Source organism: Loktanella sp. DSM 29012 (assembly GCF_900110705.1).
Taxonomy (GTDB): domain Bacteria; phylum Pseudomonadota; class Alphaproteobacteria; order Rhodobacterales; family Rhodobacteraceae; genus Loktanella; species Loktanella gaetbuli.
Genome location: NZ_FOEJ01000007.1, coordinates 84,241 through 105,118 on the forward strand (window position 1 = coordinate 84,241; position 20,878 = coordinate 105,118).

The 20,878-nt window shown below is 60.4% G+C and carries 16 protein-coding genes and 1 tRNA gene; 15 read left to right on the forward strand and 2 right to left on the reverse strand.

The features are described 5' to 3' along the window. Positions 1-127: 127 nt before the first annotated feature. From BMX27_RS14900 to BMX27_RS14955, 12 genes are all read left to right on the forward strand, one after another. Positions 128-508, forward strand: coding sequence for a hypothetical protein (locus BMX27_RS14900; RefSeq protein WP_090160886.1), 381 nt, complete (start codon positions 128-130; stop codon positions 506-508). An 89-nt stretch (positions 509-597) separates the two neighbouring features. Then, positions 598-687: transfer RNA gene (locus BMX27_RS14905), tRNA-Ser, on the forward strand. A gap of 530 nt (positions 688-1,217) precedes the next feature. Then, complete coding sequence (locus BMX27_RS14910) at positions 1,218-1,724, forward strand: 2Fe-2S iron-sulfur cluster-binding protein (protein ID WP_090160888.1); 507 nt, start codon at positions 1,218-1,220, stop codon at positions 1,722-1,724. Next, the gene (locus BMX27_RS14915) at positions 1,721-2,707 is read left to right on the forward strand and encodes an FAD binding domain-containing protein (protein ID WP_090160890.1); all 987 of its coding nucleotides are present in this window, start codon (positions 1,721-1,723) and stop codon (positions 2,705-2,707) included. The genes BMX27_RS14910 and BMX27_RS14915 overlap by 4 nt, the downstream gene beginning before the upstream one ends. Further along, positions 2,704-4,893: a xanthine dehydrogenase family protein molybdopterin-binding subunit gene (locus BMX27_RS14920; protein ID WP_090160892.1), complete on the forward strand. Its 2,190-nt coding sequence runs from the start codon at positions 2,704-2,706 to the stop codon at positions 4,891-4,893. Before BMX27_RS14915 ends, BMX27_RS14920 begins: the two co-directional genes overlap by 4 nt. A 742-nt stretch (positions 4,894-5,635) precedes the next feature. Beyond that, positions 5,636-6,736, forward strand: coding sequence for a transporter substrate-binding protein (locus tag BMX27_RS14925; RefSeq protein ID WP_090160894.1), 1,101 nt, complete (start codon positions 5,636-5,638; stop codon positions 6,734-6,736). Continuing rightward, entirely contained in the window at positions 6,733-7,332 is a 600-nt protein-coding gene (locus tag BMX27_RS14930; protein WP_090160896.1) for an ANTAR domain-containing response regulator, read from the forward strand. The genes BMX27_RS14925 and BMX27_RS14930 overlap by 4 nt, the downstream gene beginning before the upstream one ends. Continuing rightward, positions 7,325-8,206, forward strand: a complete 882-nt coding sequence (locus tag BMX27_RS14935) for an ABC transporter permease (RefSeq protein ID WP_090160898.1) — start codon at positions 7,325-7,327, stop codon at positions 8,204-8,206. The genes BMX27_RS14930 and BMX27_RS14935 overlap by 8 nt, the downstream gene beginning before the upstream one ends. Further along, positions 8,206-9,126 (forward strand): ABC transporter permease, encoded by a 921-nt coding sequence (locus BMX27_RS14940; protein WP_090160900.1) that lies wholly within the window; start codon positions 8,206-8,208, stop codon positions 9,124-9,126. The genes BMX27_RS14935 and BMX27_RS14940 overlap by 1 nt, the downstream gene beginning before the upstream one ends. A 37-nt stretch (positions 9,127-9,163) precedes the next feature. Next, a complete protein-coding gene (locus BMX27_RS14945) occupies positions 9,164-10,783 on the forward strand; it encodes an ABC transporter substrate-binding protein (RefSeq protein ID WP_090160903.1) in 1,620 nt (539 codons plus the stop codon). Positions 10,784-10,787: 4 nt separating this feature from the next. Further along, entirely contained in the window at positions 10,788-11,747 is a 960-nt protein-coding gene (locus BMX27_RS14950; RefSeq protein ID WP_090160905.1) for an acetamidase/formamidase family protein, read from the forward strand. Continuing rightward, positions 11,744-13,525, forward strand: coding sequence for an ABC transporter ATP-binding protein (locus tag BMX27_RS14955; RefSeq protein WP_090160907.1), 1,782 nt, complete (start codon positions 11,744-11,746; stop codon positions 13,523-13,525). The genes BMX27_RS14950 and BMX27_RS14955 overlap by 4 nt, the downstream gene beginning before the upstream one ends. A 331-nt stretch (positions 13,526-13,856) precedes the next feature. Here BMX27_RS14955 and BMX27_RS14960 read toward each other — a convergent pair whose 3' ends face one another. After that, complete coding sequence (locus BMX27_RS14960; protein WP_177172741.1) at positions 13,857-14,237, reverse strand: response regulator; 381 nt, start codon at positions 14,235-14,237, stop codon at positions 13,857-13,859. Positions 14,238-14,247: 10 nt separating this feature from the next. Continuing rightward, positions 14,248-15,678 (reverse strand): sensor histidine kinase, encoded by a 1,431-nt coding sequence (locus tag BMX27_RS14965; RefSeq protein WP_177172742.1) that lies wholly within the window; start codon positions 15,676-15,678, stop codon positions 14,248-14,250. A gap of 243 nt (positions 15,679-15,921) precedes the next feature. Between BMX27_RS14965 and BMX27_RS14970 the strand changes: the two genes are divergently transcribed. The 3 genes from BMX27_RS14970 (at position 15,922) to BMX27_RS14980 (ending at position 20,758) form a co-directional block, all read left to right on the forward strand. After that, positions 15,922-17,514: a DEAD/DEAH box helicase gene (locus BMX27_RS14970; protein ID WP_177172743.1), complete on the forward strand. Its 1,593-nt coding sequence runs from the start codon at positions 15,922-15,924 to the stop codon at positions 17,512-17,514. Between the two features lie 134 nt (positions 17,515-17,648). Continuing rightward, entirely contained in the window at positions 17,649-19,427 is a 1,779-nt protein-coding gene (locus tag BMX27_RS14975) for a sensor histidine kinase (RefSeq protein ID WP_090160915.1), read from the forward strand. Further along, positions 19,424-20,758 carry a sigma-54-dependent transcriptional regulator gene (locus tag BMX27_RS14980; RefSeq protein WP_090160917.1) on the forward strand — a complete coding sequence of 445 codons (1,335 nt, stop codon included), beginning with the start codon at positions 19,424-19,426 and terminating at the stop codon, positions 20,756-20,758. Before BMX27_RS14975 ends, BMX27_RS14980 begins: the two co-directional genes overlap by 4 nt. Positions 20,759-20,878 lie beyond the last annotated feature (120 nt).

Sequence of the window (20,878 nt, forward strand, 5' to 3'; positions counted from 1 at the left end):
TGACATCGGCCTCGATGGTCCGACCCAAGCTTGTGCCACGTCGGGTCAAGATGCAGTTAATGCGCAAGAGATGACAGATGGTGCCGCGGTGCGTAGTGTGGCAGCGCACGATAAGGGAGTCGCCGCAATGCGCGTCATCATTCGCACGATCAGCCTGAGCCTGATGGCCTCGCCGGTGTTCGCCGGACCCTACGACGGGACCTACAAACAAACCGCGAATTCGGAATGCGCGCTGGTCGGTGTGGATGGCGGCGCAGTGCGGATCGCAGAAGGAATCTTCTACGGTGTCGAGGCGGAATGCCGGATGTCCGACCCGGTCAATGTCCTCGATATGGATGCGCTGCTCTATACAATGCAATGCAGCGGCGAAGATCAGCAATTCACTGAACGCGCGATGGTCATGGACAAGGCCGAAGACGACGGCATCATCATGGTCTGGAACGGCTATGCCTTTGTCTATGATCGCTGCAACCCGGATCCGTTTGCCGCTGCAACGCAGGACGAATGAAGAAGCCTGTCCGGGCATTCGGTATTTGTTACCTCAACCGGTGGATTTACACCTTGTTTCCCGGTGGAGCGCCCGTTAAACGCGTCGGCGGAGACGTGGCCGAGTGGTCGAAGGCGCTCCCCTGCTAAGGGAGTAGGCCCGGAAGGGTCTCGAGGGTTCGAATCCCTTCGTCTCCGCCACCACCTCATATTCTATGTATTTCGATGATTTGAATGGGGGCTCAGCGACATACGTTCGCCACCTGTTTTTTGCTTATGAAGTCCCCTCAGCCGGCGCGCACCTTCGACCTTTCGGCCACGTGGCTAGAACAAGGTTCATGGACAGCGGCTTGTGTCCAAATTTATAGGTCGCGGCTAAATTGGGATACCCCATTGAGCCTAATCTGTTCGGCAGCTTGTGTTTAGGTCCCACACGAGAAGGTATGTCAGTTTTCGATCACAATCGCAGTGCCTGACGCTACTAGGTGTTCCGTCCCGGCATCCGTGTGTATGGGATCAGGTGGTTTGGTTTGATGCGCGAAGGCCCGAGGCACATGATTGTCGGCAACGCTACCTAGGACCCCGCGGCCCTGGCCAACCAGATGTTTCTCTCGCGCGTCGCGGGATGAAAGTCGCGGGATGAAAACTGCCGCATTTTGCCCAAGCGCGGAACTTATGAATGCGATGCCGGTTGGTTCACGAATCATGACCCATAATCGGAGCGGCGTCCCATGGAAACAAATCTGGCAATCAATGGAACGCAGCACAGGTTGGATCTCGATCCACGCACGACGCTGCTGGATGCCTTGCGCCACCACCTCGGCCTGACGGGGAGCAAGAAGGGCTGTGATCATGGGCAATGCGGTGCCTGTACGGTCATCGTCAACGGGCGGCGCATCAATTCATGCCTTACGCTGGCCTGCATGCACGACGGGGACGAGATTACCACGATCGAGGGGATCGGGCAGCCGGACAACCTGAGCGCGCTGCAAGCGGCGTTTGTTGAGGAGGACGGTTTCCAATGCGGCTACTGCACGCCAGGGCAAATCTGTTCGGCTACCGCGATGCTCGAAGAGGTCCGCAATGGTTGGCCCAGCCATGTCACGGACGATATCGCCAATGGCGGTGAACTGACCGACGCAGAAATCTCTGAGCGGATGAGCGGGAACCTGTGCAGATGCGCAGCCTATCCCAATATCGTCGAGGCTATTCGCAAAGCCGCGGAGAAAGGCGCATGAGGGCCTTTGATTATGTGCGCGCAGACAGCGCCGAAGGTGCCGTGCGTGATGCCGCGGGCGGTGCTGCATTCATCGCCGGTGGAACCAACCTGATCGACCTGATGAAGCTTGAGGTGATGTCGCCCGAAACCCTGGTGGATATCAATCGCCTTGCGATGAAGGGGATCGAGGACACTGCCGATGGTGGCCTGCGGATCGGGGCTCTTGTGACCAACAGCGATCTTGCCAACGACAGCCGCGTGCGGCGTAATTGGCCGGTGCTGAGCCGCGCCTTGCTGGCCGGTGCCAGCGGACAGTTGCGCAACAAGGCGACGACCGGGGGAAACCTGCTGCAACGGACACGCTGCCTCTACTTCTACGACCGCGCATCTGCCTGCAACAAACGCAAACCCGGAACCGGCTGTGCTGCACAAGAAGGCTTTAACCGTATCCTTGCGGTTCTGGGCACGTCGGAACACTGCATCGCCACCCACCCAAGCGACATGGCGGTCGCCATGCGCGCACTGGGAGCCGAGGTGCAGACGCTGAAGGAAGACGGAACGACCCGACGTCTGTCGTTGGATTCGCTCTATCTGCTGCCGGGTGACCGGCCTGACCGCGAAACGGTACTCGCGCCGGGTGAATTGATCATCGACGTGATATTGCCTGCGCCTGTCCAGGGGCGACAAACCTATCGCAAGGTCCGCGACCGCGCATCCTATGCCTTTGCCCTCGTGTCCGTTGCCGGAATTGTCGACGTCGAGGACGGCCGCATCACGCGAGCCGACCTTGCGTTCGGCGGACTGGCCCCGAAACCATGGCGGAATCCACAGGTCGAGGATTTGCTGATCGGGCAGGCCCCGTCCAAAGCGCTGTTCGGCAAGGCGGCCGATCTGTTGTTGGCCGAGGCCCGCGGCTTTGGCGAAAACGATTTCAAGATACCCCTCACGCGTCGCACGCTCGTGTCGGTGCTGACAGAACTGACGCAAGAGGCAGGCATATGACCGAGCATTTCAAAATGGACGCGCCGGCGACGAAACACCGGCTGGATGACATGGCGCAGGGGCTGGTCGGTGCGCCGCTGGATCGGCCGGATGGTCCATCCAAGGTGACCGGCACCGCCACCTACGCCAACGAGTGGCAGATAGAGGGCATGGTGCATGGGGTCATGGTGCGCAGCCCAGGCAACAGTGGTAAGGTCACGCTGGCCAATCGCGATGCGGTCGCCGCAATGCCGGGGGTTCTGGCTGTGATCCAGGATGACCGCCTGCTGCGCAACCCCGCGCAGGGCACAGCCGATGCCGCGCCAGTTCAGGGTGCGCGACATGCTGACTATACTGGACAGTTGATTGCCCTCGTGGTGGCCGAAAATTTCGAACAGGCCCGCCATGCCGCGCAATCACTGACCGTGGTTCTGGAAAACGGTGAAACCGTCACCGTCGATCCCGATACTGCAGCGGTCGAGCCGCAAGAAGGGCAGGCGGTCGATCAAGGCGATCTGGGTGGTGCGATGCGCGACGCGGCCCATAGCGTCGACGTGGTCTATTCCACACCCTCGCATTCCAGTTCGCCGATGGAGCCTCATGCATCGATCGCGACATGGGACGGTGACGATCTGACACTGCGCGGCAGCTATCAGATGCTGAAATACAACCGGAACGAACTGGCCGATGCGCTGGGCATCCACCCCGACCGTGTGCGGATCATATCGCCTTTTGTCGGAGGTGGTTTCGGGTCCAAGCTCGGGCTGTCGCCCGAGGCGGTTGCTGCCGCGATCGCGGCACAGGAACTGGGGCGCCCGGTATCGGTCGCGCTTACGCGGCCACAGGTCTATGAGGCGACGATGCGGCGGTCGGAAACCCGCCAGCGCGTCAGGCTTTCTGCGGATGGCGATGGGCGGCTGACGGGTCTTGGTCATGATGCACGCGTATCGAACCTGCCCGGCGAGACATTCGCCGAACCGGTGCTTCAGGCGTCGCATTTTCTGTATGCCGGATCGAACCGCCAGATGTCGTTGGATCTGGTGCGTCTGCACCGCATGTGTGCGGGGTCTGTACGCGCGCCCGGCGAGGCAGTCGGGGTCACCGTGTTGGAAAACGCGATGGACGAACTGGCACACGAGATCGGCATTGATCCGGTCGCGCTGCGGCTGCGCAACATCCCCGAAACAGATCCCGAGAGCGGCAAGGATTTTTCGTCAAGCCGCTTCCGCGAGGCACTTGAAAGTGGGGCAGAGGCATTCGGTTGGGCCGACAGGCCCGGACTAAAAGAACGGCGCGAGGGAGAGTGGCTGATCGGCTACGGCATGGCATCCGCCGCGCGCGTCAACATGTTGATGGAAAGCCAGGCGCGCGTTACGCTGTTGCCCAACGGCACGGCCCGCGTCGAGACTGACATGACCGACATCGGCACGGGTACCTATGCCATACTAGGGCAGATTGCCGGCGAGATGCTGGGCCTGCCCCGCGACGCGGTCACGGTGGTCCTGGGCGACACTGGTTTGCCACCGTCGGCCGGTTCGGGCGGATCATGGGGGGCGGCTTCCAGTGGGACGTCGGTCTATGTCGCCTGCGAGGCGATCCGCCGGCAGCTTGCGGAACGACTGGGTGTGGCGGAACCGGACCTGATGCTGAAGGATGGTCGCGCAACCTATGCCAACCAGACACAGGCGCTAAGCGATATCCTGAACGGGGACGAGATCGCAAAGCTGGGTCATGTGACCCCTGGTGACACGTCCAAGGCTGTGCGTCAGGCGACCTTTGGCGCTTACTTCGCCGAAGTCGCCGTTCATGCCGCAACCGGGGAAACCCGTGTCCGCAGAATGCACGGCAGTTTTGCCGCTGGCCGGATTTTGAATGCGAAAACCGCGCGTTCGCAATGCCTGGGCGGGATGACATTCGGTATCGGCATCGCACTGACCGAAGAAATGGCTTTCGATCCGCGTGACGGGCATGTGACGAACCACAATCTGGCCGAGTATCATATCCCGGTGAATGCGGATGTGCCGCAACTGACCGTCGAGTTGCTGGAGGAACGCGACGACTGGGCCAATCCGTTGCAGGCCAAAGGTATCGGAGAATTGGGCATCTGCGGCGCCGCGGCTGCGATCACGAATGCGATTTTCAATGCGACCGGCGTGCGCGTGCGCGACTATCCGGCGACGCTGGACAAGGTCATCGCAGGGATGTGACGATACAGGGCGTTCGGATCTGTTCGGCCGCCCGCGCCCTGATCGGTTGGACAGGGGTGGCACGCAGTCAGCTGTCATGCTGCGTGCTGCTATTAAGACGTATCGAAATGCGATAGGTCTGCGCCGCCAGTCGACTTTCTTTGCCGAGATGTCAGAGGGCAGGGCACATGTCCCAGTCAGGTATGGGCCTTTACCGTCATATTCTTGAAAGACATCTCGAGGAGGGCGCGCGCCGACCCCAGACATCATTGCGCGTCATTCGTGGCCTGCCTCGTCGAGATGCAGAACTACATCCTTTGTCACGCCGCTGATATGCGTGAATGGCGTGCCGCCAGAGACCTGCCCACCGCGAAATACTTCGCCGTCGTTTACAAACTGCGCCAACTCTAAAGGAGCAGACACATGGGAAGGAGCTTTTTTGACCGCGCGCAGATATCTGGAGTGGTCAAGGCGCAGCGTCGACGCATTGCGTCAGGGGCACGGCCATGAACAACAATTCCGAACAGCCTTTTCCTGCCTTTGCAATTTGCACAGATCTCTTACGCGTGCCGCAGATCAGCACGTTGCGCATAAAATTTAAGCAGCTCTCCGGATACCTCGCTCGGAATGCGCAAAGACTTTGACAGCCGAAGATGATTTGCGCAGGTTGAGATCAACATATTGGCAATAGCGCCTCGCAACCGGTCGGTCGTCATTTTGACCCGTCTCGGTTGCGAGGCGTTTTTCGTTTCTGGAGCATCGCGTGACGCGTCACATCGACCTCGGAGTCTTGTTTTCGACAACCGGCCCTTACAGTCTCATGGGGCAGGCAAGCCGCTTGGGTGTGACAAAGGCAATCCAGCAAATCAACGCGGATCCCTCGATCAATCTGATGTTCCATCCGATTGAACGTGACCCTGGCGGGGATATCGACGCCTACGCACCGCAGTGCGAAGACATTCTGAAATCGAGTGCCGCACGCCATGTGATCGGCTGTACGACCAGCTGGAGCCGCAAGGAAGTTATTCCCAGCCTGGAGCGCCTGGGTGGCGCGTTGTGGTATCCGACCCCCTACGAAGGGTTCGAGGCCTCGGATCGGGTTGTCTACGCACACGCCTGCCCGAACCAGCACCTTCTGCCTTTGCTCGATCACTGCTTCACGACTTACGGCAAGCGTATTTATCTGACCGGGTCGAACTATATCTGGGGCTGGGAAATGAACCGGATCGCCCGCGAAACCGGTGCCAAGATCGATGCCGACGTGCTGGGCGAAAGATATGTGCCCATCGGGTCCGTCGACATCGCCCGACTGATCGACGAAATCGCCGCCGTGAAACCCGATTTCGTTCTGAACCAGCTGATCGGGCCCTCACAATATGCGTTTCTGGACGCAATGACCGCGCTGCGGGCCAGCGATCCGACCTTTGCGCAGGGGCGCTGCCCCGTTCTGTCGTGCAATATGACCGAAGCGGAATTGGATGCGATCGGTGCGTCCGCCGAGGGCGTGATATCGGCAGGCCCGTGGTTTTGCGGGCAATCGCCCGCCTTGCCCGGCAACGAAGGACGCAATGATTTCGGATCATCATTCGAGGCGGCCGCGCATGCCTCTGTGATGATGTTGGCCCGCCTGTTGTCGACAAGTCCGGATGCAGAAGATTTGTCTTTGCGCCAGTTGCTTGCCCTGCCTGACGCCGCCCGTATCGGGATCAGCCCGCGCACGCATCATGTATCGCTGCCAGTGGCCATCGCGCAGGTGCGTGACGGCGCATTTGTTCCGATCAAGACCTACGCCCCCATCGCGGGTGACCCGTATCTGACGCAGGGCCCTGCGCTGCTGGAACCCATGCTGCGGATCGTGCCATGAAACGTCGACTGCGCATTCCCGAACTGGGCGGCGCGCGCGCGGTGATCCTTCATCGCCCCCACGCCAATGTCACGGCGCTGGTCAGACAGTTACAGGCCGTCGGATTGGAATTCGAATGCCACTGGCCGGATCTACCAGCCACCATCGGTGCCGCCGATTACCTGTTCATCGACGTGGATACGGCTCATGAGGACCAGTTTCCCTGGAACCCGGGCGAAGCGCCGTTCCCGACGATCGCCCTGATCGGATCAGAAGCGCCGGGCCGGATTGAATGGTTGATGAATTTCGGTGTCGACGCGCAGATCCTGAAACCTGTGGGTGACAATGGTGTCTTTTCGGCGCTGTTGATTGCGCGCGCCGCATTCGACGCCCGGATAAGCCAGGCTGGCGAAATCGACACCCTGCGCAGGCGTCTTGGGCAGCGACAGACGGTGGTGCAGGCCGTGGCGATCCTCGCCGCGCGCGGAAAATCCGAGGATCAGGCTTTCGAGCAGTTGCGCGGCCTCGCAATGGCGTGGCGCGTCAGTTTCGAGGAAGCCGCAGACCGGATCGTCGCCTCTGTGCGCGATACCTGCAAAGGAGAGGATCATGTCTGACGTCTCTGTGGCACCTGTCGCCCCGACGGGAACGCTTCGCCGTCTGATGCGGCGCAAGCTCGCCCTGTTCGGGCTTGCGATCATCGCAGTGGTTCTGGGCGGCGCAGTCTTTGCGCCCTGGATTGCACCCTATGCGCCCGACGACCAGTTGTTCGAAGGATTGACGCTATTCGGGGAACCGATGCCGCCCAGTGGTGATTTCCTGATGGGGACCGACCTTCTGGGGCGCGATCTGTTCAGCCGCATGCTCTATGGCGCGCAAACATCACTGATCATCGGCGTCGTCGCCAATGGCATTGCCCTGCTGATCGGAACACTAGTCGGTGTCGTCGCGGGTTTTGTAAGGGGGTGGGTCGGTGCAGTCCTGATGCGGTTTACCGACCTGATGATGGCCTTTCCCGCGTTGCTACTGGCCATCTGCCTGGCCGCGATTTTCCAGCCGTCGCTGTGGATCGTGGCCATGGTGATCGCGCTGGTCAACTGGGTCCAGACGGCACGGGTAGTCTATACCGAAACGACCTCGCTTGCCGAACGTGAATTCATTGCCGCCGAGAGGACATTGGGGGCTTCGCAGACGCGCATTCTGTTCAAACACATCCTGCCGCACCTTGTGCCGACATTGATCGTTTGGGGCACGCTCGGGATTTCGGTCACCGTCCTGCTGGAGGCGACCTTGTCATTCCTGGGTGTCGGCGTTCAGCCTCCGACACCCAGCTGGGGCAACATCATCTTTGAAAACCAGACCTATTTTCAGGCTGCGCCCTGGCTGGTCTTTATCCCGGGTGCCGCGATCCTGCTGCTGGCCCTTGCCTTCAATCTGGTCGGCGACGCGCTGCGCGATGTGCTTGACCCCACACAACGGGGGAATGACTGATGGCCGGATACCTTCTTCGCCGCCTGATCCAATCCACTTTGATCCTGCTGGGCGTCAGCTTTGTCACTTTCTTGCTGCTGTACGTGCTACCGGCCGACCCTGTGCGCCAGATCGCCGGACGGTCCGCAACCGCACAAACGGTCGAAAACATCCGCGCCCAACTTGGCCTCGATCAACCGATGCTCGTGCAATACGGCCGCTACTTGGCCGGTCTGGTTCAGGGCGATATGGGCCGTAGTTACCTGCAAAAAACCGAAGTCGCGACGTTGATTGCGGCGCGTCTGCCCGCATCACTGCTGCTGATGGCAGGTGGCATCGCCTGCGAACTGCTGATCGGCCTCACCTTGGGTATCGTGGCCGCCGTATTTCGGGGCCGGCCCTTGGATCAAGGTCTGATGGTCGTCTCTTTTGTTGCTGTGTCCGCGCCGCAATTCGTCGTGGGCCTGCTATTGCTATATGTCTTTGCCGTGCAGCTTGGCTGGTTTCCAATCGGTGGCTACGGCACGGCGGCGCATCTGGTCCTTCCGGCGCTTACGTTGGGGATCATGGGTTCTGGCTGGTATTCCCGCATGATGCGGTCCTCGATGGTCGAGGTTCTGCGCCAAGACTACATTCGCACGGCCCGTGCCAAGGGTCTTGGCCGCGCGCGCGTGCTGATCCGTCACGCGCTTCCCAATGCGATCCTGCCCATCATCGCAATGATCGGCATCGATATCGGCATCTTTATCGGCGGCATCGTCGTTGTTGAATCCGTCTTTGGCTGGCCAGGTATCGGCCAGCTGGCATGGCAGGCAATTCAGCGCGTCGACATTCCGATCATCATGGGCGTCACCATGGTGTCCGCCACAGCCATCGTGCTGGGCAACCTTCTCGCTGACCTCATTACCCCGCTCATCGATCCGCGCATCAAGCTGCGGTGAGCATCAACTGCAACCACCAACCAACAGGGACATGACAATGAAAAATCTTCTCCTCTCAACGGCGATCGTGGCAGCAACCGCGCTACCCGGCTTTGCACAGGAATACACACCCGATCCCAATGCACAGCCCGGTGGCATGATCACTGTCACCTACAAGGACGATGTGGCCACGCTAGACCCCGCCATCGGCTACGACTGGCAGAACTGGTCGATGATCAAATCACTCTTTGACGGGCTGATGGACTATGTGCCGGGCACAACCGAACTGCGTCCCGGTCTTGCGTCGAGCTACGAGATTTCGGACGACGGCACTGTCTTTACGTTCACCCTGCGTGATGGCGTTCTGTTCCACAACGGCCGCGCGATGACAGCACAGGACGTGAAATACTCTCTCGATCGCGTGACGGATCCAGAAACGCAATCACCCGGTGCCGGCTTCTTTGCATCGATTGCAGGCTATGACGCAGTGACAAACGGCGAGGCAGACAGCCTGGCCGGTGTTGAGGTCGTCGACGACATGACCGTCAGGATCACGCTGTCGCGGCCCGATGCGACGTTCCTGCATGTCATGGCTTTGAACTTTGCATCGATTGTCCCAAAGGAAGCGGTCGACGAATTCGGCACGGACTTTGGCAAGAACCCGGTTGGAACCGGCGCATTCAAGCTGGGCGAATGGACCATCGGTCAGCGGCTCGTGTTTGAAAAGAACGCGGATTACTGGCGCGACGGTGTCCCTTATCTGGACGGGGTAACGTTTGAAGTTGGTCAGGAACCGATTGTGGCCTTGCTCCGCCTGCAACAAGGCGAGGTCGACGTGCCCGGTGACGGCATCCCGCCCGCAAAGTTCCAGGAAGTCATGTCCGACCCTGCGCAGGCCGCGCGTGTGGTCGAGGGGGGCCAGCTGCATACCGGCTATATCACCCTGAATGTCGGGATGGCACCGCTGGACCAGTTGCCGGTCCGCGAGGCGATCAACATGGCGATCAACAAGGAACGCATCACGCAGATCATCAATGGCCGGGCGATTCCCGCGACACAGCCTCTGCCGCCCACCATGCCGGGCTACACGGACGGGTTTGAAGGCTATGCCTTTGACGTTGCCGCAGCGCAGGCCAAACTGGCAGAGGCAGGACTGGCCGACGGGTTCACGACGGAACTCTATGTCATGAACACCGACCCCAACCCGCGGATCGCACAGGCCATCCAGCAAGATCTGAAGGCCATTGGCGTCGAAGTCGAAATTCGGTCCCTGGCGCAGGCCAACGTCATCGAGGCAGGCGGTGCGGGTCAGGCCCCGATGATCTGGTCGGGCGGCATGGCATGGATCGCGGATTTCCCCGATCCCTCCAACTTCTACGGGCCGATCCTTGGCTGTGCGGGTGCAGGCGAGGGCGGATGGAACTGGTCCAAGTTCTGTAACGAGGACATCGATGCCATGGCCATCGCCGCAGACAGCATGACCGATCCGGCTGCGCCCGAGCGGCTGGAGATGTGGTCTGACGTCTATATGCAGGTGATGGAACAGGCCCCTTGGGTCCCCGTGTTCAACGAACAGCGCTACACCATGAAATCAGAACGCATGGGCGGTGACGATGCCCTGTATGTCGATCCGGTCTCGATCCCGGTCAACTACGACTATGTCTACGTGACCGAGTAAGCGCATGTGCAAAGCCTGTGAATACACGATCCACGGGGCACAGCACCATTTCGGCTGGGACAACACCATTGCCCCGGTCGAGACGGTCGCACCCGGTACGACGATCTGCTTCAATTGCATGGATTCTTCGGCGGGCCAGCTTGGCCCGTCGAGCACGGTGGCCGATGTGGTCGCGCTGGATTTCGGCAAGATCAATCCGGTCTCCGGGCCAATCTACATTGACGGTGCTGAACCCGGTGACGCCCTCAAGATCACGCTGGAAGGATTTGCCCCGCGCGAACAAGAGGGATCAGCTTGGGGCTGGACCGCCAACATTCCGGGTTTCGGACTCTTGGCGGACCAGTTCGAGGACCCCGCGCTGACGATCTGGAAATATGACGCCAAAACGATGGCGCCGTCATTGTGGGGTGACATGGGGCGCGTTCCGCTCAAGCCCTTTACGGGCACGATCGGGGTCGCCTTGGCGGAACCGGGACTGCACAGCATCGTTCCACCCCGTCGCACTGGCGGAAATCTCGATATCCGGGACCTGTCGGCAGGTGCCGAACTCTATCTGCCAGTCGAGGTTGCCGGTGCCCTGTTCTCGGTTGGTGACACCCATGCCGCACAGGGCGATGGCGAAGTCTGCGGCACGGCCATCGAAAGTCCGATGGACGTGACGCTGACGCTGGACCTGGTCAAGGGCGCAAATCTCAGGATGCCGCGGTTCACCACGCCCGGTCCGGTCACCAACCACCTCGATCAGAAAGGATACGAGGTCACGACAGGAATCGGTCCTGATCTGATGAGCGGCGCACGCGATGCCGTCTCGGGCATGATCGACCTGCTGACTGCGCGCTACGGCATGGCACCCGTTGACGCCTACATGCTGGTGTCCACCTGTGGTGACCTGCGCATTTCGGAAATCGTCGACATGCCCAATTGGGTCGTGTCGTTCTATTTTCCGCGCATGGTGCTTGAATGATGACGACACACACAGCGACCGCCCCTTCGGGGGCGACCGCAGCCCTGCTGTCGGTGCGTGATATGACCGTGTCGGTCAGGGATCGCGGCGTCGTCCGCCCGTTGGTGGCCGGACTATCGTTTGAACTGTATCCCGGGGAAACGCTTGCCATCGCGGGTGAAAGCGGATCGGGGAAATCCATCACTTCGCTTGCCCTGATGGGTTTGCTTCCCAACAACGTCACCGTCACATCCGGTCAGGCGCTGCTTGACGGTGTTAACCTGCCGGACCTGCCAGAGGCGAGGATGCGCGCCTGGCGTGGCGCCAAACTGGCGATGATCTTTCAAGAGCCGATGACGTCGTTGAATCCGGTCCATACCATTGGCAGTCAGATGACCGAGGCGATCCGTGCCCACGAGGCCGTGTCGAGAGGTGCTGCCCGCAGCGCCGCGATCGAGGCGCTGCGGCGCGTTCGTATCCCCGAACCCGAACGCCGGATGAAGCAGTATCCCCATGAACTTTCGGGTGGCATGCGTCAGCGCGTGATGATCGCCATGGCGCTGGCCCTGCGTCCTGCTCTGCTGATCGCGGATGAGCCGACTACGGCCCTCGATGTAACCGTCCAACGCGAAGTGCTGGACCTTCTGCGTGAGTTGCAGGCCGAAACCGGCACTGCGATCATTCTCATCACACACGACATGGGCGTCGTCGCCGAAAGTGCGGACCGCGTTGTGGTCATGCGTCAAGGCCGCATGATCGAGAGCGCGCCTGTCGACACCCTTTTTACTGCGCCAAAGCAGGAATATACCCGCGCACTTTTGTCTGCCGTCCCACGCCTGGGATCGGGGGCAGCCCGCGCCAAACCCCTGCCGCCCACGGCATCTGTTCCGGTCGCCAGACTGGTTGGCGCGCAGGTCCATTTCGATATCGGCGCAAATTTTCTCGGTCGCCCTACGCACAGGGTGCATGCGGTCGAGGGTGCGACCCTCGACATTCAACCCGGAGAAACCTTTGGTCTGGTTGGCGAATCCGGTTGCGGGAAATCGACAATTGCCAAGGCATTGGTCGGGCTCGTGCCCCATGCCGGCCACGTCGAAGTCGACGGAAAAGCGCTGGGCGGGCTGACAAGTCTGGGCCGACGTCAAATCTGCCGAGACGTCCAGATGGTCTTCCAGGACCCGATGGCGGCGCTCGACCCGCGCATGACGGTGGGCGAAGCTGTGGCAGAGCCACTCTTGATACATGGGATCGGGACGGCGGCGGAACGTCACGCGCGTGCAGCCGATCTGTTTGCACGTGTCGGCCTGACACAAGATCAGATGACACGCTACCCGCACGAATTTTCAGGCGGGCAGCGTCAGCGCATCTGCGTGGCCCGTGCGCTTGCCCTGAAACCAAAGCTGATCATCTGCGACGAAAGCGTATCCGCGCTTGATGTGTCGGTCCAAGCGCAGGTCCTCGATTTGTTGGAGGAATTGCAGGCCGAGATGGGTGTGGCATATCTGTTTATCAGCCATGATATGGCTGTTGTCGAAAATGTCGTGGACCGACTGGCTGTGATGTACCTCGGTCAAATCGTCGAAATGGGGACACGCGACCAGGTGTTCGGAAATCCACAACACAGCTATACGCGGCGGCTCTTGGATGCCGTGCCGATCCCAGATCCACAGCGAAAGAGACCACCGCAGCCACAACGGCCCGGTGACCTGCCTTCACCGATTTGGCCGATCGGCAAGGCCCCGGCGCGTGTTCATCTGCGCGATATCGGGGACAACCACCTCGTTGCGCAAGAAGCCTGAGTGATCGAAGTCTGAGCGCCTGCGGCGTTCTGTCGTCAGATCCGCTTGCGCTTTAGCAGCTTGAAGTAGCTCTCGGTAAATCGGTAGGGGGATCATCCATCGCCTCCATGGGCAACTTGCAGCGGACCCCATGGAACGCGGGGGATCACGCTGAACCGCGCCGGGTTTGCGGCTGGACATGTCAAGGTACGTCTGGTGCGTGGGCGTCACCTCTGCGCGAATTTTCAAAGGTCCATTTGCCTTTGTTTGCTGCGACATCGACAAAGCCGCCAGTCATGATCCCTGCGTGGTTGCGGTCAGGGTGCCATCGTCGCGTCGCAGACCGCAGCGGTCAGTCTGGTTTCGGGCTGGTTGCCAAGTCTGCAATATCAATCACCCGGCGCAATTCGTCAGGCAACAATGGTTTCGACAACATTGCCAACGGGTGGATCGCTGTTTCCTCGGCATCGCTTATCTGGTGCAGGCTGCCACTGACGATAATCGAGGGGATGCCGAAATCCTGCCATAGGGCGATGGCTGCATCCTGGCCCCGTGTGCCCTCGGCCAGTTGCAGGTCGATGATCGCCATATCAGGTTTCGCACCGCCCGCCATCGCGATGGCCGCAGGCGCTGTCGTCGCAATTCCGATGACACCATGACCCATTTCAAGGAGCTGTGCCTCGAGGTCGATCGCAATCAGAAAGTTGTCTTCGACGATCAGGAAGTTCAGCAATTTGAAAACCTTACTCAGGGAACAGGATACGTGTGCGCCAGCCGTTCGTCTGATCTTCCTCGATCGTTCCGCCAAGGCTTGCGGCCATCCCCGCAATCAGACGCTGTCCGAGGCCCGAGGATTTTGCATCCGATGACGCACGATCTGCACCGGGGCCGGTTCCGTCATCCGCGACCTCGAGCAGGATCATGTTTTCGTCGGCGCGGCGCAGCGTGATTGTGACCGTCCCGTCGTCTTCGGGCCCGTAGGCGTGCTTGAACGAATTGGTGACCAGCTCATTGACCGCCAGCGAAAGCGACACGGCCCTGTCGGTGTCCAGCCGGATGGATTCGGCGTCATAGGTGATTTGCAGGCCGCGCGCATCGCTGGCTAGCGATAACCGAAGATGCGTTGTCAGACGTTTCAGGTATCGATCGATCCAGACCGAGCTGACGTCCTCGTCTTCGTACAAAGATGCATGGATCGCGGCCACGGCATTGACCCGCGCGGTTGCCGCGCGAAGCGAGGCACGCGCCGCTGGGTCGACGGTGGCAGAGCCCTCGAGGTTGAGAATGCTGGTCACCATCTGAAGCGAATTTTTGACCCTGTGATTGACCTCGGCGATCATCAGGTCCCGTGCGGCGAGGGCCTCGCTCAACCGGGCCTCGTTTTCGTGGATGGCGGTCACATCCAGAACGATGCCCACAATCCGGACGGTCTGCGTGTCGGGGTCGCGCACGGATTCGCCGCGACCGAGCACCCAACGCATTGTGCCGTCGGGCAGGATAATCCTGCTGTTCAGATGCAGATCTGCCCCGATGGTGCGGGCGACCCGTTCGATTTCGGCGCGGGCTTCGGCGCGATCATCGGGGTGGAAACGATCAAGAAACGGTTCGACGGCGTCGTAGGTGTCTTCGGGATCGAAACCGAACAGCGCATCCAGTTGCGGCGACTGGATCAGATGACCGGAAACCGGGTCTAGTTCGAAATAGCTGAGTTCGGCACCGCGCATCGCAGCACGCTGTCTGGCGGCGTCTGCACGTTCGCCCAGCGTGTTGCGGGTCACATCCTCGGCGGTTTGGATGATATGCGTGACCTTGTCAGGCCGTGCTTCGTCAGCAAAGATCGGAGAGTTCCGCACCCGCCAATAGCGCGTGGCATAGCGCCCATCCGCCTCGCGCACATCATGCTGCCGCAGCGGCATTTGCTGTTCTTTGCCGGTTGCCACGACAGCCTCGATTGACGCGGTAAGCTCGGCTTCGGCGCTGGCTTCGGGATCATCCGGATTTGCCGGAAAGGCTTCGAAAACCTTGTAGCCGATCAGGTCACGTGGCTGGCGGCCCAACAGCGCACAATAGCGTTTGTTGGCCGCGACGATGCGCAAGTCGGGTGTAAAAACCAACTGTGCGGTCGCTGCTGAATCAAAGAATATGCCCGGATTGAGTCCATCGTAGTGATCCATGGATCGGCCTTTGCTGTTGCGTGCCATCAAAAAGGCAGGTGGACCGGACGTGGTTCGACAGGACGCACATTCACGATGGCGTCAGTTTGATCCAAGGTATCAATCATAGCCTGGCCAGCGCAAGCCGCGCTATCACAGCCCATGTCGGCCTGTCGACGGCGCGACATGGCTGTAATGCCCATTTCCCTCGGGATCAAAATGGCGTGGCGGGCGTTGGCCGTCGAACGCGCAAAAAGGGCCGACATGACCAACCGGAAATTGACCGACCGTGACCATGACCTGTTGTTCGGCGACGACAAGCTGGAACCGGGTGATGCCGTCGTCCATTTCGAGCACGGCCTTGCAAGGTATGGCGGGCAGTTCGAAACGGATCTGGGTGACACGCAGCAGACATTGACAACATTCGTTTACCGTCATGATGGCAAGATGATGCTGCCCGCCCGCGTAGGCCATGATTTCTGGCCATACGGTGCCCCTGCCGAAAACTTGACCCTGGATCGACTGAATTCGGACGACTGGGTCAAGCGGCGCGACGAGATGATCGTCGAATTGCGACAAAGTGCCGAGAATATGGTTGCCGCTGACCAGGCCCGCCGGCGCGCGCAGGCATCCAGTGTCGCGGTCCCGAACGGGATGCTTGATGATTTTGTCGCGGCGTTTCCGCATGAAATGACGGTGGATCAGATCCGCGCGACCGACGCTGTTTTTGCGGATTTGCAACGCACGACGCCGATGAACCGAATGTTGGTCGGCGACGTCGGTTTTGGAAAGACAGAGGTCGCCTTGCGGGCGGCGGCAGCGGCCGCGCTGACCGGGCATCAGGTCGTGATCGCCGCACCGACGACGGTGCTGGCGCGTCAGCACTTTGAAACCTTTGCCCAGCGGTTTCATGAGACCGATATCACGGTGGCAGAGCTGTCGCGCCTGACTGATCCCGCACAAAGACAGGAGCTTTTGTCGGGGCTTGCATCCGGGGATGTCGGCATTGTGGTCGGAACGCAGGCACTGCTGGACGACGCGATCGCATTCACGCACCTCGGTCTGCTGATCATTGACGAGGAACAGCGATTTGGCGAAGACGATAAGGCGCAATTGCGCGACCTGACAGACGGGCTCCATGTCCTCAGCATGACGGCGACGCCGATCCCGCGCACCCTTGCCACAGCCGAAGTCGGTTTGATTGACGTGTCTGTCTTGGCGACCGCACCGCAGAACCGTCAGCCTGTGGAAACGCAGGTTCAGGCATGCGACGTGGACAGGATGCTGGCCGCCATCGCGACAGAAACCGCGCGGGGCGGTCAATGCTACATCGTGTGTCCGCGCATCTCGGACGTCGAAGAGCTGGACGCCGCATTCACGGATCGCGATGCGGCATTCAGCCATGTTGTGGCGCATGGGCAAATGGCGGATGCGGACATGGCCGAGACGATGTTCAGTTTCATGTCGGGTCAGGTTGATGTGCTGATCTCCACCACGATCGTCGAAAGCGGGCTGGATAACGCCCGCGCAAACACGATGGTGGTCTGGGATGCTGATCGGTTCGGTCTGGCCCAGCTGCATCAATTGCGGGGGCGCATCGGGCGCAGTCATGTGCAAGCGCGCATGCTGTTGATGACGGCGATCGACCGGCAAGACGACAGTGATGCCAATGTGCGACTGTCAGCATTTGCAGAAATGACCGAAATCGGTGCCGGTTTCCGCATTGCCCGCAAGGACCGTGATATTCGCGGTTTCGGCAATCTGGATGGCACCGAACAATCGGGGCAGATGTCCCGGCTGGGTATCGGATTGTACCGCCACATCCTGAAAAACCACATTGATCGGATCGCGTCGTAGCGCCCGAAACTTGCCCCGTGGGTCCGGGTCGTATTCGGGCTGCGTCCGATGGCCCCCGTGGTTGCGCTGTTCTGTCCCCGCATCACGCGCGATTCTGTCTGTAATTACATGCAGCAATCGGGCATGTTGCCACGATGAACGCGCAGCGACGTCGCATTTTTCTCTTTACCGGTGGGCTTGCGCTGGCGACGGTGCTGGTAGGCGCATTGTCTGTGCCGTCGCTCGAGAGGCACTATCTGAGGCAGCAAGCCGAACAGGACGGGCCGCTGCTGGAATTGGCCAAGGAAAGCCTGAGTGCGGCATTGGACCGCTATGCGCCACTACCTGCATTGATCGCGGAACGTGCCAGTCTTGCGGACCTTTTGGCCGCGCCCCCCGATGCGGCGCTGCTGGCCGAGGTGAACGAGGATCTGCGGCAGACCGCGCTGATGGTGCAAGCATCCGACGTATTTCTGATGGACATTTCGGGGCGCACGATCGCCGCTGCCACATATCGCGAACCGGGCAGTTTCATTGACCGAAATTTCAGCCATCAATCCTATTTCATGAACGCCCGGGAAGGTGCGCTGACCAGTTTCCAGGTGTCTGGCACCACCACCGGAGAGCGTGGCTATTACTATGCGGCCCCGGTCGAGGAGGGCGACCGGATCGTCGGTGTCCTGGCGGTCAAGTTCAACATCCAGGCATTCAATAGTGTCTGGAACGGTGCTGGCAGCGAATTCATGGTGTCCGATGCAAACGGGTTTGTGCTGATGTCATCGCGCCCGGACTGGCATTTTCGCGCCATGCGCCCGCTGACCGATACAACCCGGCGGGTGATCGCGCAGAATCTTCAATATCCGATCGACCGGATCGAACTGCTGCCGATCAACAAGATCGCGCTGGATGATACCGCCCAACTGGTCAGCTTTGCCGAAACAAGCGGCGAAAGCTATGTCATGACCTCGACGGCATTGCCGCAGCGTGGCTGGGTCATGACGTCTTTGACACCGACCGGGCCTGCACGTCTGATGGCGCTGAAATTGCTGTTGATCCTGGGGCTGACGGGGCTTTTGCTGTTCGGGGGCCTGCTGTCGTATCTGTTGAAACAGGCGCGTCAACGCGAGGCATTGGTGCGCGAGCAGGGGGCGAAACGCCTGCTGGAGGCCACCGTCGATGAACGCACGGCCGATCTGCAAAAGGCGCTGGAGCACCTCAAGTCGACCCAGACCGATCTGATCCAGGCGGGTAAACTGACAGGCCTGGGCCAGATGTCGGCGGCCCTGTCGCATGAATTCAACCAGCCGCTAGCCGCTGTCAAAACCTATGCCGACAATGCGCGCGCCTTTCTGAAACGTGACAGGATCGCCGAGGCGCAGGACAACATCACGCGTATTTCCAGGATGGTGGACCGCATGGCGTCGATTTCGGCACATCTGCGCAACTTTGCCCGGCGTCCGCAGCAGGCCGCGGGGCCGCTGCTGCTGAACCAGGTCGTTCAGGATGCACTGGCGGTGTTTGACGTGCGTCTGGCAACGACAGGTGGACGGATCGACTATACACCGCCCGCGGGCGAGGTCTGGGTGATCGGCGGCCACGTCCGGTTGCAGCAAGTGATCGTCAACATGCTCAACAACGCGCTGGACGCGATGGAAGGTCAGGACGATCAGGTCGTTTCCCTGCGGGTCGACGGGCCTCGCATCACGGTCCGGGACAACGGACCGGGGATCGATCCGGCCGCGCTGGACCAGCTCTTTGATCCGTTTTTCACGACCAAGCCACCGGGCAAGGGGTTGGGGCTGGGACTGTCGATTTCGTATAATATCGTCACGGACTTCGGGGGAATGATGACGGCGGCCAATCATCCCGATGGTGGAGCGATCTTTGTGGTGACGCTACAGCCGGCACAGGCGATGCGGACGGCGGCGGAATGAAACAGACCGTCCTGTTCGTCGACGACGAAGAAGAATTGCGTAACGCCGGTTTGCAGACTCTGATGCTGCACGATCTGCCGGCCGAGGCTTTTGCCAGCGCTGAAGACGCGCTGGCGCGGATCACACGCGGATTCGAAGGTATTCTGGTGACGGACATTCGAATGCCCGGCCGGGACGGAAGCTGGCTGATGCAGCAGGTGCTGGAAATTGACCCGGAATTTCCGGTTATTCTGGTGACTGGACATGGCGACGTCGATCTGGCGGTTCAGTCCATGCGCGAAGGGGCCTATGATTTTATCGAGAAACCCTTTGCGCCGACCCGTCTGATCAGCACGATCCATCATGCGCTGGAAAAACGGCGGCTGACCATCGAGAACAGGTCCCTCAAGCGTGAGGTCGGTTGCCGGGACAAGGTCGAGTCCCGCCTGATCGGTCGGTCCGATGCCATGGTTGCCTTGCGCAAGAACATCCGCGCCATTGCGCGCACCGATGCCGATGTGCTGATCACCGGACCAACCGGTGCGGGCAAGGATCTGACCGCACGCGCGTTGCACGACATGTCGGATCGCGCGGCGCATCCTTTCGTGCATATCAACTGTGCGGCATTGCCCGTCGATCTGGTCGAGGCGGAACTGTTCGGTCACGAGGCGGGCGCCTTTGCCGGGGCGCTGCGTACCCGTTTCGGGAAATTCGAATATGCGCGACAGGGTAGCGTGTTTCTTGATGAAATCGACAGTCTGCCGGTTAGCGTGCAGGCCAAGTTGCTGCATGCCATTCAGGCGCGGGAAATCACGCGACTGGGGTCGAATGATCCTGTTGCACTGGATATCCGCATCATGGCTGCGGTCAAAACCGATCTGGCCGAGGCGGTCGCGGCGGGCATGTTCCGCGCCGATTTGCTGTACAGGTTGAATGTGGTGACGATCAACGTGCCCGCGCTGGAGGAGCGTCGCGATGACATTCCTTCGCTGTTTCTCAACCTCGCGGCACAGGCGGCGGCGCGTTATTCGCGGTCAATGCCGGATGTCGGAGCTGATGTATTGGCGCGGATGGCGACGCGGACCTGGCCGGGTAACGTGCGCGAGTTGCGCAATGCCGCCGAACGTTTCGTCCTCGGGCTCGATCCGGTGGATATACCAGCGGGGGCGGTGGATCAGACCATGACGCTGGCCGATGCGGTTGCAGCACACGAAAAGGCGCTGATCGTCGCAGCCCTGACGGCGCAAGACGGACGGCTGAAACCGACCTATGAGGCGTTGGGCCTTTCCCGCAAAGCGCTCTATGAAAAGATGCAGAAATACGGAATCAACAAGCAGGACGTGGAACCCTGACAGCCGGCCCGCTGGCATGTTTCGATTTCCACCCGCCGGATATCCGTTTTGCACCCTTTGCGACCCATCTGAACGCGTGGCCGGGTAATTTTATGTCGCCACCGCGCAAAGATGGTTGCA

Coding starts and splice junctions, on each gene's coding strand:
- BMX27_RS14900 (WP_090160886.1), top strand. CDS start 128: ATGCGCGTCATCATTCGCACGATCAGCCTGAGCCTGATGGCCTCGCCG.
- BMX27_RS14910 (WP_090160888.1), top strand. CDS start 1,218: ATGGAAACAAATCTGGCAATCAATGGAACGCAGCACAGGTTGGATCTC.
- BMX27_RS14915 (WP_090160890.1), top strand. CDS start 1,721: ATGAGGGCCTTTGATTATGTGCGCGCAGACAGCGCCGAAGGTGCCGTG.
- BMX27_RS14920 (WP_090160892.1), top strand. CDS start 2,704: ATGACCGAGCATTTCAAAATGGACGCGCCGGCGACGAAACACCGGCTG.
- BMX27_RS14930 (WP_090160896.1), top strand. CDS start 6,733: ATGAAACGTCGACTGCGCATTCCCGAACTGGGCGGCGCGCGCGCGGTG.
- BMX27_RS14935 (WP_090160898.1), top strand. CDS start 7,325: ATGTCTGACGTCTCTGTGGCACCTGTCGCCCCGACGGGAACGCTTCGC.
- BMX27_RS14940 (WP_090160900.1), top strand. CDS start 8,206: ATGGCCGGATACCTTCTTCGCCGCCTGATCCAATCCACTTTGATCCTG.
- BMX27_RS14945 (WP_090160903.1), top strand. CDS start 9,164: ATGAAAAATCTTCTCCTCTCAACGGCGATCGTGGCAGCAACCGCGCTA.
- BMX27_RS14950 (WP_090160905.1), top strand. CDS start 10,788: ATGTGCAAAGCCTGTGAATACACGATCCACGGGGCACAGCACCATTTC.
- BMX27_RS14955 (WP_090160907.1), top strand. CDS start 11,744: ATGATGACGACACACACAGCGACCGCCCCTTCGGGGGCGACCGCAGCC.
- BMX27_RS14965 (WP_177172742.1), bottom strand. CDS start 15,678: ATGGATCACTACGATGGACTCAATCCGGGCATATTCTTTGATTCAGCA.
- BMX27_RS14970 (WP_177172743.1), top strand. CDS start 15,922: ATGACCAACCGGAAATTGACCGACCGTGACCATGACCTGTTGTTCGGC.
- BMX27_RS14975 (WP_090160915.1), top strand. CDS start 17,649: ATGAACGCGCAGCGACGTCGCATTTTTCTCTTTACCGGTGGGCTTGCG.
- BMX27_RS14980 (WP_090160917.1), top strand. CDS start 19,424: ATGAAACAGACCGTCCTGTTCGTCGACGACGAAGAAGAATTGCGTAAC.